This is a genomic window from Allokutzneria sp. NRRL B-24872 (assembly GCF_002155965.1).
GTDB lineage: Bacteria > Actinomycetota > Actinomycetes > Mycobacteriales > Pseudonocardiaceae > Allokutzneria.
The window spans coordinates 96449-110122 of the sequence record NZ_MUMH01000067.1 but is presented as its reverse complement, the minus strand read 5'-3'; the positions used below and the strand labels follow the sequence as shown (position 1 = coordinate 110122).

At 71.2% G+C, this 13674-nt stretch carries 13 protein-coding genes and 1 other RNA gene; 2 read left to right on the top strand and 12 right to left on the bottom strand.

What is annotated here, in order from left to right; genetic code table 11:
* Positions 1-158 precede the first annotated feature (158 nt).
* Genes CCN37_RS18975 through CCN37_RS18950 form a run of 6 tightly spaced genes read right to left on the bottom strand, consistent with a single transcriptional unit; the run spans position 159 to position 7458 of the window.
* Positions 159-1133 (bottom strand): C40 family peptidase, encoded by a 975-nt coding sequence (locus CCN37_RS18975; protein ID WP_246843133.1) that lies wholly within the window; start codon positions 1131-1133, stop codon positions 159-161.
* Between the two features lie 2 nt (positions 1134-1135).
* Positions 1136-1726, bottom strand: a complete 591-nt coding sequence (locus CCN37_RS18970; RefSeq protein ID WP_086822601.1) for a hypothetical protein — start codon at positions 1724-1726, stop codon at positions 1136-1138.
* A 38-nt stretch (positions 1727-1764) separates the two neighbouring features.
* Positions 1765-3717 carry a hypothetical protein gene (locus CCN37_RS18965; protein WP_086822598.1) on the bottom strand — a complete coding sequence of 651 codons (1953 nt, stop codon included), beginning with the start codon at positions 3715-3717 and terminating at the stop codon, positions 1765-1767.
* Entirely contained in the window at positions 3714-6578 is a 2865-nt protein-coding gene (locus CCN37_RS18960) for an ATP-binding protein (RefSeq protein WP_086822595.1), read from the bottom strand. The genes CCN37_RS18965 and CCN37_RS18960 overlap by 4 nt, the downstream gene beginning before the upstream one ends.
* Before the next feature lie 19 nt (positions 6579-6597).
* On the bottom strand, positions 6598-7179 hold the full coding sequence (locus CCN37_RS18955) for a hypothetical protein (protein WP_086822592.1): 582 nt from the start codon (positions 7177-7179) through the stop codon (positions 6598-6600).
* A gap of 6 nt (positions 7180-7185) precedes the next feature.
* Positions 7186-7458, bottom strand: coding sequence for a hypothetical protein (locus CCN37_RS18950; protein ID WP_086822590.1), 273 nt, complete (start codon positions 7456-7458; stop codon positions 7186-7188).
* Positions 7459-7898: 440 nt separating this feature from the next.
* Between CCN37_RS18950 and CCN37_RS18945 the strand changes: the two genes are divergently transcribed.
* Positions 7899-8279 carry a hypothetical protein gene (locus CCN37_RS18945; protein ID WP_086822587.1) on the top strand — a complete coding sequence of 127 codons (381 nt, stop codon included), beginning with the start codon at positions 7899-7901 and terminating at the stop codon, positions 8277-8279.
* Positions 8280-8356: 77 nt separating this feature from the next.
* Here CCN37_RS18945 and CCN37_RS18940 read toward each other — a convergent pair whose 3' ends face one another.
* From CCN37_RS18940 to cobC, 6 genes are all read right to left on the bottom strand, one after another.
* Positions 8357-8611, bottom strand: a complete 255-nt coding sequence (locus CCN37_RS18940; protein ID WP_086822584.1) for a hypothetical protein — start codon at positions 8609-8611, stop codon at positions 8357-8359.
* Positions 8612-8651: 40 nt separating this feature from the next.
* Positions 8652-9062: RNase P RNA component class A (gene rnpB / locus CCN37_RS18935), an RNA gene on the bottom strand.
* 30 nt (positions 9063-9092) lie between these two features.
* Positions 9093-10199 (bottom strand): bifunctional RNase H/acid phosphatase, encoded by a 1107-nt coding sequence (locus CCN37_RS18930; protein ID WP_086822581.1) that lies wholly within the window; start codon positions 10197-10199, stop codon positions 9093-9095.
* Positions 10196-10930 (bottom strand): zinc ribbon domain-containing protein, encoded by a 735-nt coding sequence (locus tag CCN37_RS18925; RefSeq protein WP_086822578.1) that lies wholly within the window; start codon positions 10928-10930, stop codon positions 10196-10198. The genes CCN37_RS18930 and CCN37_RS18925 overlap by 4 nt, the downstream gene beginning before the upstream one ends.
* Positions 10931-10979: 49 nt before the next feature.
* Positions 10980-11795 carry a Nif3-like dinuclear metal center hexameric protein gene (locus CCN37_RS18920; protein WP_086822575.1) on the bottom strand — a complete coding sequence of 272 codons (816 nt, stop codon included), beginning with the start codon at positions 11793-11795 and terminating at the stop codon, positions 10980-10982.
* The gene (cobC, locus tag CCN37_RS18915; protein ID WP_210408105.1) at positions 11792-12841 is read right to left on the bottom strand and encodes an Rv2231c family pyridoxal phosphate-dependent protein CobC; all 1050 of its coding nucleotides are present in this window, start codon (positions 12839-12841) and stop codon (positions 11792-11794) included. The genes CCN37_RS18920 and cobC overlap by 4 nt, the downstream gene beginning before the upstream one ends.
* Positions 12842-12892: 51 nt before the next feature.
* Here cobC and CCN37_RS18910 point away from each other — a divergent pair, with 51 nt between their 5' ends.
* Positions 12893-13645: a hypothetical protein gene (locus tag CCN37_RS18910; RefSeq protein WP_086822568.1), complete on the top strand. Its 753-nt coding sequence runs from the start codon at positions 12893-12895 to the stop codon at positions 13643-13645.
* Positions 13646-13674 lie beyond the last annotated feature (29 nt).

Genomic DNA, 13674 nt, shown 5'->3' with positions numbered 1-13674 from the left:
GCGCGGCAGGACGGCGTAGCCGGGGTCCACCCCGTGCCGGGCGCCGTTGAGGTAGTCGCGCAGCGGCGTCGAGGACGCCGGTGGTCCCGCGGGCCGCGGAATCGGCTCGTTGTTGTACATCCCTGCCCCTCCCAAGTCCCCAGCTCCCCCAGCTCGCGTCAGGCGGTGGGCCTGACCACGTACTCCAGCAGTCCCGGATAGCGGTCGACGCTGACCCTGCGGACATCCTTGCCGCTGTACGGCGCCTCCACCATCTCATCGTTGCCGAGGTACATCGCCACGTGATGGATCGTCGCCGGATTGCGCGTGTCGTAGGCCCAGAACAACAGATCACCCGGCTGGGCCTGGGACCGGGGGATGTAGGCGCCCGCCTTCCACTGGTCGCGCGAGACCCGGGGCAGGTTCACCCCGGCCGCGCGGTAGGCGCGCAGCATCAGCCCCGAACAGTCGTAGGAGCTGGGCCCCGTCGCGCCCCACACGTACGGCTTGCCGATCTCGCCGAGCGCGAAGGCGATCGCCGCCTGCGCCACCTGCGACGGCGCGGGCAGGGTCTCGCAGCTGGCCGCAGGCTGGACGTCCCCGGCGAGCTGGCTGATCAGGAAGATCGCCATCGACTCCCAGCGGTGGTAGCGCAGCGGGAAACCGGAGCGCTCGACCTTCTGCGCCGCGTCGCCCGGCCGCATGTCCTCCCAGTTCGGGACGCGTTCGAGCGTGTCGTAGAACCAGTTGATCTGCCACGCGATGTTCATCCGGTCCGACAGCGGCCCGTGCATCCCCCGGATCTGGAAGATCCCGACCGAGTCCCGGTCGCCGTAGTTGAGGTTGCGCAGGTTCGACTCCGTGCGCCCCGCCTGGATGGCGATCTGCCACGCCTTGGGCGGCAGGTTGCGCTGCTTGCCCATGGAAATGATCATCGCGACGATCTGCCGGGACTCCTCCGCGAGCTTGGCCGCGTCGGCCTCGCCCTGCGCGGCGCCGGTGGCCGACCAGTTGCCGCCGAACTCCGTCGGCGCGCAGTAGGACAGCCCGCTCTGCTGCTTGCCCGCGCCGCCGAGCAGCGCGGAGACCACGGCGATCACCATGATCGTGCCGATGGCCGTGATCGCCAGAAACACGGGAACGACACGTCTCATGACTACTCCACGGGTGTGTAGTAGGACACCCGCCAGCCCTGGTCGGGGACGCGGATGACGTAGAGCTTGATCGAGCCCTTGTCGGTGGGCACCGTCACCTCCACCGAGCTGGTCGTCGCGTTGGCCGCCGTCGCCTTGCCCGTCACCGAGCTGGGCGCCACGTTGGCCGGGTCGACCGTGCCGAGCACCGCCATCTGCTCCTCGGTGCTGTGCGGACGCAGCCCCGACAGCCACTGCTGGTCGGAGATGCCGTCCGGGTGCGCGACGAAGGCCTTCGCCCACGCCTCAGCCACGGTCAGCGCCTCTGCGGCGGGTGCTGCGGGCACAGGCGCCGCGAGCGGGTTCGTGGTGATCCTCGGCGCCGCGGTCGTCGTGGACCCCGGGGTCCCGCTCCCGACCGGCTGGCGCGAGGTGCTCGTCTGGGCCTGCGGAAACTCCCGCTCCGGAGGCGGGTCCGGTAACAGCAGACCGACCCCGGTCGCGGCGGCCACCACGATGACCAGGGAAATGACGAAGTGCGTCGGCGAACGCAGGGGCCAGCCCCACAGCCGGCGGTAGACCGCGGTGCGGCCCCGGTTGGTGCGGATCGGCATCGGCGACTACCTCCTCTCAGCTCTCGGGCTCGTTGTGCTCATCGGGTCTCACCGTCGCGCAGCTCCAGCCCCCGCGAGGGCCGGTAGACCACCCACACCGAGCGCCCCGCCACCGTCTCCATGTCGGCTCGGCGCGGGCTCGACACCGCTCCGGTCGAGACCGTGCTCGGCGTCGTGTCCAACCTCGACGGCACCACGACCGCGTCCTCTCCCGTGCGGTCCCAGCTCCGGTCGAACACCGATGCCGTGTCCACCACCCGGCTCCGCGCCGCTGGCAGGGCGGCCCTGTTCGCGCTGAGCGCCCCGCCTCCCGCCTCGTGCAGCCGCTGCGCCGCCGCCGCGGGCAGCACCCGGCCGTCCGCTCCGACCACCGTGCCCTGCACCGTCGCCGCCAGCGCACCCCGTGCTCCGCGCCCGCCCGCGTAGGTCGCTTCCGGCCGGTCCCGGAACCCCTTGCGGCGCCCCTCCACGTTCTGGTCGGGGTCCATGCCGCGGACCTCGTCCCAGAAGTCGTCCTGCGGCGTCCGCTGCCCGCCGCGCCTGCCCCGGAACCGCGACAGGAACCCCGGCGGAGAAGCCGGCAACGTGCTCCCGACCGCGCCGACCGCGAGGTCGACCATCTGCCACATTCTCCGCATGGGCTTGCCGATCATGAAGAAGATCAAGGTGACAAGCCCGGCGAGCACCATCTGCGTGAGCAGGCTCAGCGCTCGTTCCGGAGCGAAGATCCACGTCAACAGCATCGTGTGCAGACCAGCGAGGGCGGCGATGATGATGACGTTGAGCAGGGCCGCGCCCGCGACTCGACCGATTTGGCGCAGCACGCTGTGGTAGATGATCGCGATCAGGCCGATGATCGGGCCGGCCAGGATGATCATTCGCAGCAGAACTTGGCCGAGCAGGATCGTGGCCTTCGCCAACAACTGGAAGAGCGAGTAGCAGATTCCTTGCAAGAACGCGAGGAAGCCCGCGCCCATGCGGCTGCCGTCGACACCCTGGAAATATCCGTATGCGCTGCCGAGCTTGGTCGCGATCTCCTTGAACGCGGCCTTCTTCTGATCGGGTGAACCGGCGTCCTTCTGCTCGTCGATGTCCCGCTTGGTCCACGCCTGAGCAGCCAGTAGCTCGTTGGAGAACTGGTTGGCCTGCGGCGCGTCGGGCGAACCGAACTCCCCACGTTTCCAGTTCCTGAGGATGACCTGGTCATGCAGCACCGTGGGAAGGGCATGTCGCTCGTCGATCCCCACCTGCCGCAAGAACCCGGCTTGGACCTGTGACGTTCCGGTGATGAGCACGCCGTCGAGCACCTGGGTGTACAGCAGCGGTGTGAGGTAAGTCGCCGCTGCCAGCCAGATACCTGCCAGCGCCCACAACCCGCGCTTGCCGATCGTCGCCAAGTCCCCGTTCCAGATGTATCGGAACAGGAACACCGCGAGAATCAACGCGGCAAGGCCGAACAACGGAGCGAACACCGAGTCGTAAAGCGCCTTGGTTCCGCTTTGCACCAGGTCGTCCAGCGGCTTCATCAGCTTGCCGTCGAGCAACGCGTAGTGGAGCGCGTTGGTGGCGGCGACCATGTTCTTGCCGAGGTTGAAGAGCTGGTTGCCCGCCCACGTGTCGATCACGGCCTGCGGGTTCTGGATCCCCTCCGGCCCACATCCCAGGTCATAGGTGTGCCAGATCTGCCCCGCGTAGCCGTACTCGGCGTAGACGCTCGGCGGCTGTTCCGGGTCGATCGGGGTCGGATCGATGGCCCCGACCATGCCCGTGCGGGGACGGTCGGGGTTGGGGGCCTGGGCGCAGCTGGAGGTCTGGGCCAGGGCGGGGGCGCCGAAGGCGGCCTGCATGCCGACGATGGCGAAGACGAGGAGCAGTGCCCGTCGACGCGCGGCGGAGCCGGAGCGGGGGGCGGTGTCGAGCCGCCTGCGTCGGGCACGCCGGCGCGCCACGAAGAGCGCGACGGCGCACGCCAGCACCACCAGCGTGGTCATGCGGCGCTGTCCCGCCCAACACGGCTCCTGCCGCCCCTGTCGTCGGTCCCGTCCGGTCGTGGGTCGAAGTCGTCGGAGTCCAGGCCGACCTCGTCGAGGGCGGCTTCCAGTTCGGCGTCCAAGTAGTCCTCCCCGGCCAGGTCCGGAACGGCCGCGTCGATCCGTGCCTGGGCCGCGTCCTGGGCCCGCACGGCCGCCGCGGACTTCACCGCGTCGCCTCGGATCGCATCCGGCGTGGTGTCCATGGCCCCGCGCAGGTGCGCGAGGTGGGGACCGCCGAAGTCGATCCGGATGCGCTCGACCCCGCCCGCGCCGTCACCGAAGATGAACTGGCGCGGGGACTGGTCGCGTTCGGTCGCGGTGCGCACACCGCCGGGGCGCCGCCCGAGGCTGGCGACGACCTGCTCGTAGCCGGCGCCGACGGGCACCTTGAGCAGCCGCAGCGCGTCGGCCTGGGCGTTCTCGTCGTCGAGGCGGCCGACGAACACCGAGTCCAGCAGCGAGACGAAGCCCTGGATCTTCAGGAAGTCGGCGGGGATCTGGGAGGACAGCAGCACCCGGACGTTCCACTTGCGGGAGTCGCGGGCGAAGCGGTTCATCAGCACGCGGCCGGTCGGCACCTCGGAGAGGAAGAACGCCTCGTCGATCCAGACGCCCTTGCGCTGGTCCTTGGGCCGCTCGTAGATGGAGCGCTGGGTGAGCCACGCGGCGAGGTTGAGCATCTCCACGCCGAGGGACTCCGCGTCGGTCCAGTGCTCGCGGCCGACGGACTCCTTGGGCAGGGTCAGCCCGGCCATGGTGAGCACGGTGAAGCGGTCGTCGCGGGTCTCGGAGTACGGGTCGGCGTCGTGCTCGGGGATGAGCAGCGACATGCGTTCCCGCATCTCGTCGAGGAAGTCAGCGACCACGGTGGCGTGCTCGTGGTGTTCGGAGGCGTCGCGGCGCAGCGCGTCGAAGACCATGCTGGGGTTGGCGTTGGGCCGGCCGCCGACGGTGCGGACCGCGCGCAGCAGCACGATCCTGGTCTGCGGCATCCGCGAGACCTCGTAGGGCAGCAGACCGGTCAGCACGTCCAGCACGAGGCGGCGGCGGGTGGCGGCGGCGAGCGCCTTCTCCCTGCGCCACGAGCGCTCGGGGTCCTCCTCGTCGAGGAAGTGCTCCAGCTGCGGCTCGGCGACCACCCGGTAGGGGTTGAGGATGCCGGGCTGGGCGTTGAGCAGGTTGATCGGGCGCGCGTACGGCCGCAGCTCGGGCAGCTCGCACAGCTTCGCCAGCGGACCGGAGGGGTCGAGCACGGTCCAGTACGCCCCGGAGCGCAGCGTCTTGTAGACGATGCCGCCACCGAGGAAGGACTTTCCGCCACCGAGGCCCGCGACCATCGCGGTCAGGCCGGAGGCATCGCGGATCTCCTGCGCCATCCACGGGTCCCACGCCACGGGGCGCCGGGTCGCGGTGCAGGTCTCGCCGAGCAGGATGCCGCGCCGGTCACCGACCTCGGCGGTCGCGGTGGGCACTGCGGAGGCGGCCCAGATGACCGAGCCCCTGCGCAGGTAGGCGGCGGAGGCCAGCGGCTCGCCTGGAACGAACTCCCTGGCCATCGAGTACTGGGCCTCGGGGTGCTCGACGGCGATCTTCGGCTTGTACAGCTCGACCAGCTGCTGGGCCAGCCGCAGCGCGTCGCGCTCGGTGTTGCCGGAGACGGCCAGCCGCCACCACGAGCGGACCCGGGTGGCCAGCGCGGTGAAGCCGGAGGTCATCTCGTCGTCGATCTCCAGCACGCGCGCGGCCTGCCGGGACAGCGACTGGGGCGGTTCCAGCTCGTGCTCGTCGGTGTAGTGCCGTACCTGCGAGCGGACCTTGTTCATCTGCCGCTGCAGCTCGCCCGTGACGTCCTCGGGTTTGCGCACGTAGATGCGGGCAGACCACTCCACGGAGGCGGGCAGCCGGTCGGCGCGCTGCACCCACGGGTCGTCGATCTCCGGGATCTGCAGGCCGTGCATCATGCCGACGGTGAGCACCACGACGTTCTTGCTGGTGCCCGCGTTGGAGCCGGTGCGGCCGCGCACGGTGACCGTGGGCGCGTAGGGCTCCTGGTGGAAGTCGGCGGCGTCGGTGAAGGACGCGAGGTCCTCCGGCTCCCACTCGGCGGCCGGGACCGCTGGCAGGTTGCGCGGCGCGGGCAGGCCCAGCGAGCACGAGCGGTGCATCAGCCAGGACATCTCCTCGGCCGTGACCGGGCGGCCCTCCAGGCCGGCGGAGCCGATCACCTGGTCCAGGTGCTCGACCTCGCTGTCCAGCGCGACCAGCTCGGCGTCGACGGCCTCCGGGAAGATCTTGCGCAGCACCGGCGCGGCGCGCTCGACGGCGCGGTCCATCACGTTGCGGGTCTGGACCTGGACGCCGAGGTAGACCTCCTTCTCCGCCATGGAGCGGCCCATCAGCTGCTGCTGCTCGCCGACCATGTAGTCGTCGAAGGACAGCGCGCCGCCGGTGTCCGGGAGCCTGCCGACCGCGTTGTGCACGTGGGCCTCGGCCCACATCCGGATCGGGTAGGGCCGGTTGGTCACGCGCAGGTGCAGCCAGCGGCCCTGGAGCTCGGCGTACTGCCCGGCGATCGCGTGGATCAGGTCCTGGCGCTGCGAGTCCGAGCGGAAGGACCAGCGCTGCGGCGAGAGCCGGTACCAGGCGTAGACGTCCTGGCTGGTGCGCAGCAGGTGGCCGTCGATGCTGCGCGCCGAGATGGACGGCGTGTAGGTCGGCACCGACTGCTCACCGGGCAGTCTGCGCCCTCTCTTGCTGTGCGCCCGCTGGTCGGCTTTGCCGCGCGTGCCCTGGCGGTTGTGACGGGTCGAGCCGTCCATGCCGGAGCTGCGGTCGTGGTTACGCCGGCGACGAAACACCGGGTGCCTCCTTGCTGCGGGTTCGGCGCGGCCTCCTGCGGCCCCCCGAGTTCTGCTCTGGCTGCTGCTGTGCCTGCTGCGGTCCCGCGGTGCGGGAGGAGGAGCGGGTCCCGGCGGCGGAGCGCCGGGTGGAGCCGTTCCTGGCGGCAGCCTTCTTGGACTTCTTCGCGGCCTTCTTCGCCGCTCGTTTGCTCTTCGGGCGCGGGCGTTCCGAGCGCACCCGGATGCGCGCCGCGCTGGCCGCGCCGCCCTTCCCGGAACCGCTCTGCCGGGGGGCGGTGAGCTCGCGCACCCACATCGCCGCGACCGCGCCGAGCGGCCGCTCCTGGTTGATCCGCGAGCAGATCATCTTGGTGACGACGATCGTGATGATCACCGCCCACGCGGTGGAGAAGAAGCTGAAGCCGAAGCCGATCCGCCGCTCGATGAGCGTCACCAGCAGGAACACGGTGATGCCGACGCCCCAGGCCACGTACCGGGCGCGCCACGGGAAGGTGGCGCGCGGCGGCCCGAGCCAGACGGCGTCGATGCGGTAGACCTCGTCGTCGGTGCGGATGCGCACTCCCGATCACCCGGTGAACAGCTGGGCGATCCACTTGCCGATGTTCACACCGGCGCCGCTGACCGCAAGACCGACGATGGCCAGCGCCACGATCACGCCGCCGAGGCGGCGCATCACGCCCGCGTTGTCCCCTCGACCGCCGCCCAGCCAGAGCAGCAGGATGGCGACGACGAGCAGGAGCAGAGGGAGGAGGTTGCTCTGGATCCAGCTCTGGAGGCCGGAGGTCTGGATCTGCTGCGACCCCTGGGCCAGCAGTTCCAAGGTCGTTGTGGTGTTCATTGTCCCTACTCCCGAGTGCGAGGAGCTCTGCTCGATCACGAGTCCGGGCCGGCTTCGCGGTCCCGGCGAGTCCTACGAGTACAACATGCCGCCATGACGAGGTGTACTGGCTAGAGTGCCGTGCGTCGAGCACGAACAGGTTGACGAGCCCGAAATACGTCCAATCCGACCACACACATCATCGTGTGGAGGCTCCCGGCGGTGAACAACCGACGCGGCTCTGTCCCACTTGCCGCAACGATTCACCCGGCTGCGAACACAGCGGTGACGGATCGTGCGCGGACCGGACGGGGTAAGGATTTGCTTGCGCACACTTCACGGTGTGCGGAAGTCTGTGGAACGCGTACCCGCAAGCCTGTCCTCGGGGTTGAAGCCCATGGGGCGTCGATCTGGCGGAGTGCGGCGCGGAGACCAGCAAGCGAACTCGAAGGAGTCCGCCGATGACCCAGTCCACCGAGCCCTCGACCGGCGTTGCCGAGCAGGACATCGCTGAGCGCGAGGCCGACCGCGGCGCAACCGGGCGTGGTGATGATCAGGCTACCGGCCCTGTCCAGGCGGGGCCGCGCAGGGTTCAGCGCACCGTCAACTTCGAGCGGACCGTGCTGGAGCGGGCCAGAGCGGCGGCGACCTACCTCGCCGCCTACGAACCGCAGGCGGGGGTGCGCAGCCTCGCCGACATCGTCAACCCGGCCGTCGAGGCCCGGGTCGCGGAGTTAGAGGCCGAGTTCAACGACGGCAAACCGTTCCGCCCGGTCTACCGGATGCCCGCGGGACGGCCCGCGCGCAACGTCCCCCGACCGGAGGAACTGGAGCACGAGTAGCCACGCCTGGCGAGTGGCGGCGCGATGCGGCCGAATCCGCGGGATTCCCCCGAACGGCCCCCGCACCCGCTTCACTGTCAGTGATTGTCCGCCTGGTCCCGGAGTCGGCCGACGAGCGTCGAGAGCACCCAGCCGAGCCCGGCGAGCAGCGCCGAGGCCACGAGCTGACCCGGCTGCCCGAAGGCCGCGACGAACTCGTCGACCAGCAGCAGGCCCGCGCCGATGGAGAACGCGATCGGCACGAACGGCGCCTTCGGCATCGCCCTGACCAGCGGGAGCAGGAATGCGAGGGTGATCAGCATCTGGCCGAGCAGGGTCAGCACCCAGTCCATCTCGCTCGGACCCTCCCGCTCGCGCGTTTCACCAGTACGGGGGATGAGCCGGCCTGTAAGCCGGATCCTGTTCCGGGACGCCTCGCGGCGTTCCCTTCGGCGGCCATCCATCTAGGCCCGCCGTCGCCGACGGGCTCGTGCGGCCTACCCGCGAGCTCGGGCGGGCAGCCCTCAAGCACTCGCGCTGGTCCGGATCACGAGGACCCGGACCTTCTTGGCCTTGCTCCAGGTGGGGTTTACCGAGCCACCCCGGTCACCCGGGGTGCTGGTGGTCTCTTACACCACCGTTTCACCCTTACCCGGTCCGCTCGCGCGTCCGGGCGGTCTGTTCTCTGTGGCACTGTCCCGTGGGTCGCCCCAGGTTGCCGTTGACAACCACCCTGCCCTGCGGAGTCCGGACTTTCCTCGGCGGCGGGGTCGCCCCCGCCGACGCGGCCGCCCGGCCGGCTCATCCGGGCACCAGCCTACGCACCCGGGGCGATCACCCGAGGTGCGAGGTGTCGTTGACCAGCCGCACCGAGGCGTGCCCGTCGGAGTAGAACTCCGCGACCGAGACCGACGCCAGGTCCAGGTGCAGCCGGAACAGCAGCGACGGGCCGACGTCCAGCGCCATCCGCAGCAGTGTCTTGATCGGCGTCACGTGGCTGACCACCACGATCGTCGAGCCGCCGTGCTTGGCGATCAGGTCGTCGCGGCAGCGGCGCACCCGGCGGTGCACGGCGTCGAAGCTCTCCCCGCCGTCCGGAGGGGAGAGCGAGGTGTCGGCCTGCCAGGCGCGGTGCGCCTCGGGGTCGCGTTCGGCGGCCTCGGCGAAGGTCAGGCCCTCCCAGGAGCCGAAATCCGTCTCGGTCAGCCCGTCGAGCACGACCGGCTCCAGGCCGAGCGCGTCGGCGACGCCCCGCGCGGTGTCCACGGCCCTGGACAGCGGCGAGCTGACCACGGCGGCCACATCGGTGAGCTTGCCCAGCCGCTGAGCGGCCGCGGCGGCCTGACGGCGGCCTTCCTCGGTCAGCTGGGCGTCGCCGCGCCCGGAGTAGCGGCGCTCCACCGACAGCGGGGTCTGGCCGTGCCGGAGCAGGATCAGCCTGGTCGGGACGCCGGTCGCGCCGGTCCACGACGGCGGCGCGACGGGCTTGGCCTTGGCCTGTGTCTGGGCCTGTGCCTGCGGGGCGGGCTTGCCCGCCTGAGCGTCCATCGCGAGGTTGGCCAGCCGGTCGGCGCGCTTGTTGCGCTCGCGCGGAATCCAGCTCCACGTGACCCGGCCCAGGCTCGCGACCAGCTGTTTCGCCTCGGCGGCGAGCGGCTGCATGGCGGGGTGCTTGATCTTCCAGCGCCCGGCCATCTGCTCGATGACGAGCTTGGAGTCCATCCGCACCTCGACGGACTCCGCCCCCAGCTCGACGGCGGCGGCGAGCCCGGCGATCAGGCCCTGGTACTCGGCGACGTTGTTGGTGGCGACGCCAATGCCTTCGGAGCGCTCGGCCAGCACCTCCCCCGTCGCCGTGTCGAGGACGACGGCGCCGTACCCGGCGGGCCCGGGGTTGCCCCGCGAGCCGCCGTCCGCCTCGACGATGACGCGCGTGGTCACAGACCGGACTCCGCGGTCCTGACCAGGATCGCGCCGCACTCCTCGCACCGGACGACCTCGTCGGCGGCGGCCGTGCGCAGGTCGCTGATCGCGGTCCGGTCGAGCTCCAGGCGGCAGGCCCCGCAGCGACGGGCGCGCAGCAGCGCCGCGCCGGTGCCCTTGTTGGAGCGGATGCGCTCGTAGAGGGTCACCAGCTCCGTCGGCAGCTCCGCGAGCACGGTCTTGCGGCGGTCACCGGAGCGCGCCTCGGTGGTCTCCAGGTCGGCGAACACCTGGTCGCGGCGGCCCTGCGCGTCCGAGAGCTTGTCCTCGGCGGTGCTCAGCTCGCCCTTGGCGAAGGTCACGTCCTGCTCGACGGCCTCGCGCCGCTCCATCAGCTCCAGCGACTCGTCCTCCAGCACGCCCTGGCGCCGCTTGAGCGTGTCCAGCTCGTGGTTGAGGTTCTCCGCCTGCTTGGCGGGCACGCCGTCGTCGAGCAGCTTGCGGTCGCGGTCGGCCCGCGCGCGGACCTGGTCGATCTCGGTCTCCAGGCGCTTCACGTCGCGGTCCAGGTCGCCGAGCGCGGTCTCGGCGGCGACCACCGCGTCCCGCTTGGCCCGCAGCACCTGCTCCGCCTCGACGATCTCGGCCAGCTCCGGCAGGGTCCGCCTGCGGTGGGTGACGCGGTCGAGCTCGGTGTCGACCTCGGCCAGGTCGAGCAGGCGGCGCTGGACGGCGGGTGCTGCTTTCACGGAGTGCTCCCCCAAATGGAGTTGTGATCAAGAGGTCGAGCGGCTGTGTCTAACTGGACGCGAGCGTCCAAGGATCGGTAAGGCGCTCGGAGACGCGGACTGCGACGTTACCGCCGAAGGTCTCGCGGATGACGCGCGCCGCCTGCTCGCACCACGGCCACTCGCTCGCCCAGTGCGCGACGTCGACCAGAGCGGGCAGGTGCGCGCCCTTCTCGAGGTGCTCGCCCGCCGGGTGGTGGCGTAGATCGGCCGTCACATAGGCATCCGCCCCCGACCTCGTCGCCGCGCCGAGCATCGAGTCGCCCGCGCCGCCGCAGACCGCGACCCGCTTGATCATCCGCTCGGCGTCACCGGCGGCCCGGACTCCCCACGCGGTGGCCGGGAGCGCCTTGGCGACGCGGTCGACGAACGCGGCGAACGGCTCCGCCTCGGGCAGCTCGCCCACGCGGCCGAGGCCCAGGTTCGGCGCGTCCGGCTTCGGTTCGAGCGGGACGGTGCCGACGATGCCGATCGCCTCGGCCAGCGCGTCGGAGACCCCGGGGTCTGCCGAGTCGGCGTTGGTGTGGGCGCAGTACAGGGCCGCGCCCGCGCGGATCAGGCGGTGGACGAGCCTGCCCTTGGGGTCGCTGGCGGGCACCCCGTTCACCCCGCGCAGCAGCAGCGGGTGGTGGGCCAGCACCAGGTCGGCGCCCAGCTCCAGCGCTTCATCCACAGTGGACTCAACGGGGTCGACGCAGATGAGCACCGAGCGCACCGGCTCGGCCGGGTCTCCGCAGACGAGCCCGACCGCGTCCCAGGACTCGGCGAGCGCAGGCGGGTAGGCCCGCTCCAGCGCGGTGATCACCTCGGCGAGGGTGGGACTCACTGAACGGGCTCCTCTAGTAGTTCGCGCAGCGCGGCGAGCAACGGGGCGGTCTGGTCAGGTGCGCGCACGGCGACGCGCAGGTGGTCCGGGGTCAACCCCGGGAAGGTGTCCGCGCGTCGCACTGCGAAACCCTTGTCGCGCAAGCGTTCTCGCAAGGCAACGGCTCCGGCCACGTGGAGCAGCAAGAAGGGCGCGCGAGCGGGCTCGGCCACGGTGACACCGGGGAGTTCGGCGAGCGCCTTGGCGAACTGCACGCGGTGATCGGCCAGCTCGCGCGCGACGGCCTCGGCCTCGGCGACGGCTCCCGGCTCGCAGCACGCGCGAACCGCTTCCAGCACGAGCGCGTTGACCGGCCACTGTGGACGGTGCAGCCCGAGCTTCGCGAGCAGTTCCTTGTCGCCCAACGCGTATCCGGCGCGCAGTCCGGGCAAGGACCACGTCTTGGTCAGGCTGCGCAGGACGAGCACACCGGGCGTGGTTTCTCCGGCGAGCGACTCGGGCTCGCCGGGGATCGTGTCGGCGAACGCCTCGTCCACCACGAGAACGCGGCCGGGGCGGGCGAGCGCGCGCACCGCTTCGGCGGGGTGCAGCACGGACGTCGGGTTGGTCGGGTTGCCGAGCACGACGAGGTCGGCTTCGTCGGGGACTCGCGCGGAGGCGAGCTGGTGATCGTCGCCCAGCACGACGCGCGCGACCGGCACGCCCGCGTCGGTCAACGCGACCTCGGGCTCGGTGAAGGACGGGTGGATCAAGGCGGCCAGGCGCGGTTTCAACGCGGGCAGCAGAGCGAATCCTTCGGCCGCCCCGTTGAGCACCAAGACCTCGTCGGGTCGGCGGCCGTGACGCGCGGCGGCGCTCGCTCGCGCGGCAGCGTCGTCCTGTGCGCTGGGGTAACGGCCGAGCTTGTCGAGTGCGACGGAGAGGCGTTCGCGCAGCCACCTCGGCGGCCGGTCAGCGCGCACGTTCACGGCGAAGTCGACGAGCCCCGGCAGGGCTTCGACATCGCCGTGGTGGCGCAGGGCCGCCCGATCCACGTTTCCGCTCATCAGCGCGAAAGTCTATGCACTGCGCCCGGGGTGCCTCGGAGACTGGGCGGCGTGGACTTGCAGGAGACGGTGCGCGAGCTGGTCGCGCTGGACTGCGCGCACGGAGCGGCTGGGATCGCGGACCTCGCGCTACGGCGTTTCGCCGAGGCGCGGCGGACGGTCACGCGGGAGTCCCGTGCGGCGACGGCGGAGCTGGGCGAGCTGTGCGGATGGCTGCTCTTCGACTCCGAGCGGCACCGCGAGGCCCGCAGGGCCAACCGCGCCGCGCTCTCGCTGGCTGACCTGCCGATGCGGTGGTTCATCCTCTCCAACCAGGCCCAGGCGTCTGTCCACATCGGACTCGATCGCGAAGGGCTGCGGATCGCTGACGACATGCTCTGCACCGACCTGCCGCCTCGCGTCGCCGCGCTGTTCCGGGTGCGCCGGGCCAGGGCTCTCGCGGCGCTCGGCGCATCGGGCGAGGCGGAGCGCGAGTTCGGCCGCGCGCGGGCCGCGTTCCTCGACGGCATCGGCTCGCGGGACCCGTCGTGGACGTGGTGGATCAACGAACGCGAGCTTTCCTGGCACGAGGGCATGATGCGCGCCGAATGGGGTCGCGGAATCGAAGAGCTGGCCGAGTCCTACGAGTCGTGCGGCACCGATCCGCGCTCGCGGTTCGTCTACGGCGCGCACCTGGCGGAAGCGCTGGCGCGCGCTCGATCCAGCGAAGCCGAACGGATCGCGGGCGAGGTCATTCCGTTCGCGGGCGTGATCGGTTCGGTCCGCGCCGAAAGGGCGCTCCGGCGGCCGGGGTGGTGGAAATAATTTCTCAGGGTCGCGCGCGCTGAGATATC

What these genes read in the sequence shown, in the direction of transcription:
- cobC (WP_210408105.1), bottom strand. Translation starts at nt 12,841, where the DNA reads ATGAGCGGAAACGTGGATCGGGCGGCCCTGCGCCACCACGGCGATGTC.
- CCN37_RS18945 (WP_086822587.1), top strand. Translation starts at nt 7,899, where the DNA reads ATGACCCAGTCCACCGAGCCCTCGACCGGCGTTGCCGAGCAGGACATC.
- CCN37_RS18970 (WP_086822601.1), bottom strand. Translation starts at nt 1,726, where the DNA reads ATGCCGATCCGCACCAACCGGGGCCGCACCGCGGTCTACCGCCGGCTG.
- CCN37_RS18960 (WP_086822595.1), bottom strand. Translation starts at nt 6,578, where the DNA reads ATGGACGGCTCGACCCGTCACAACCGCCAGGGCACGCGCGGCAAAGCC.
- CCN37_RS18950 (WP_086822590.1), bottom strand. Translation starts at nt 7,458, where the DNA reads ATGAACACCACAACGACCTTGGAACTGCTGGCCCAGGGGTCGCAGCAG.
- CCN37_RS18975 (WP_246843133.1), bottom strand. Translation starts at nt 1,133, where the DNA reads ATGAGACGTGTCGTTCCCGTGTTTCTGGCGATCACGGCCATCGGCACG.
- CCN37_RS18965 (WP_086822598.1), bottom strand. Translation starts at nt 3,717, where the DNA reads ATGACCACGCTGGTGGTGCTGGCGTGCGCCGTCGCGCTCTTCGTGGCG.
- CCN37_RS18940 (WP_086822584.1), bottom strand. Translation starts at nt 8,611, where the DNA reads ATGGACTGGGTGCTGACCCTGCTCGGCCAGATGCTGATCACCCTCGCA.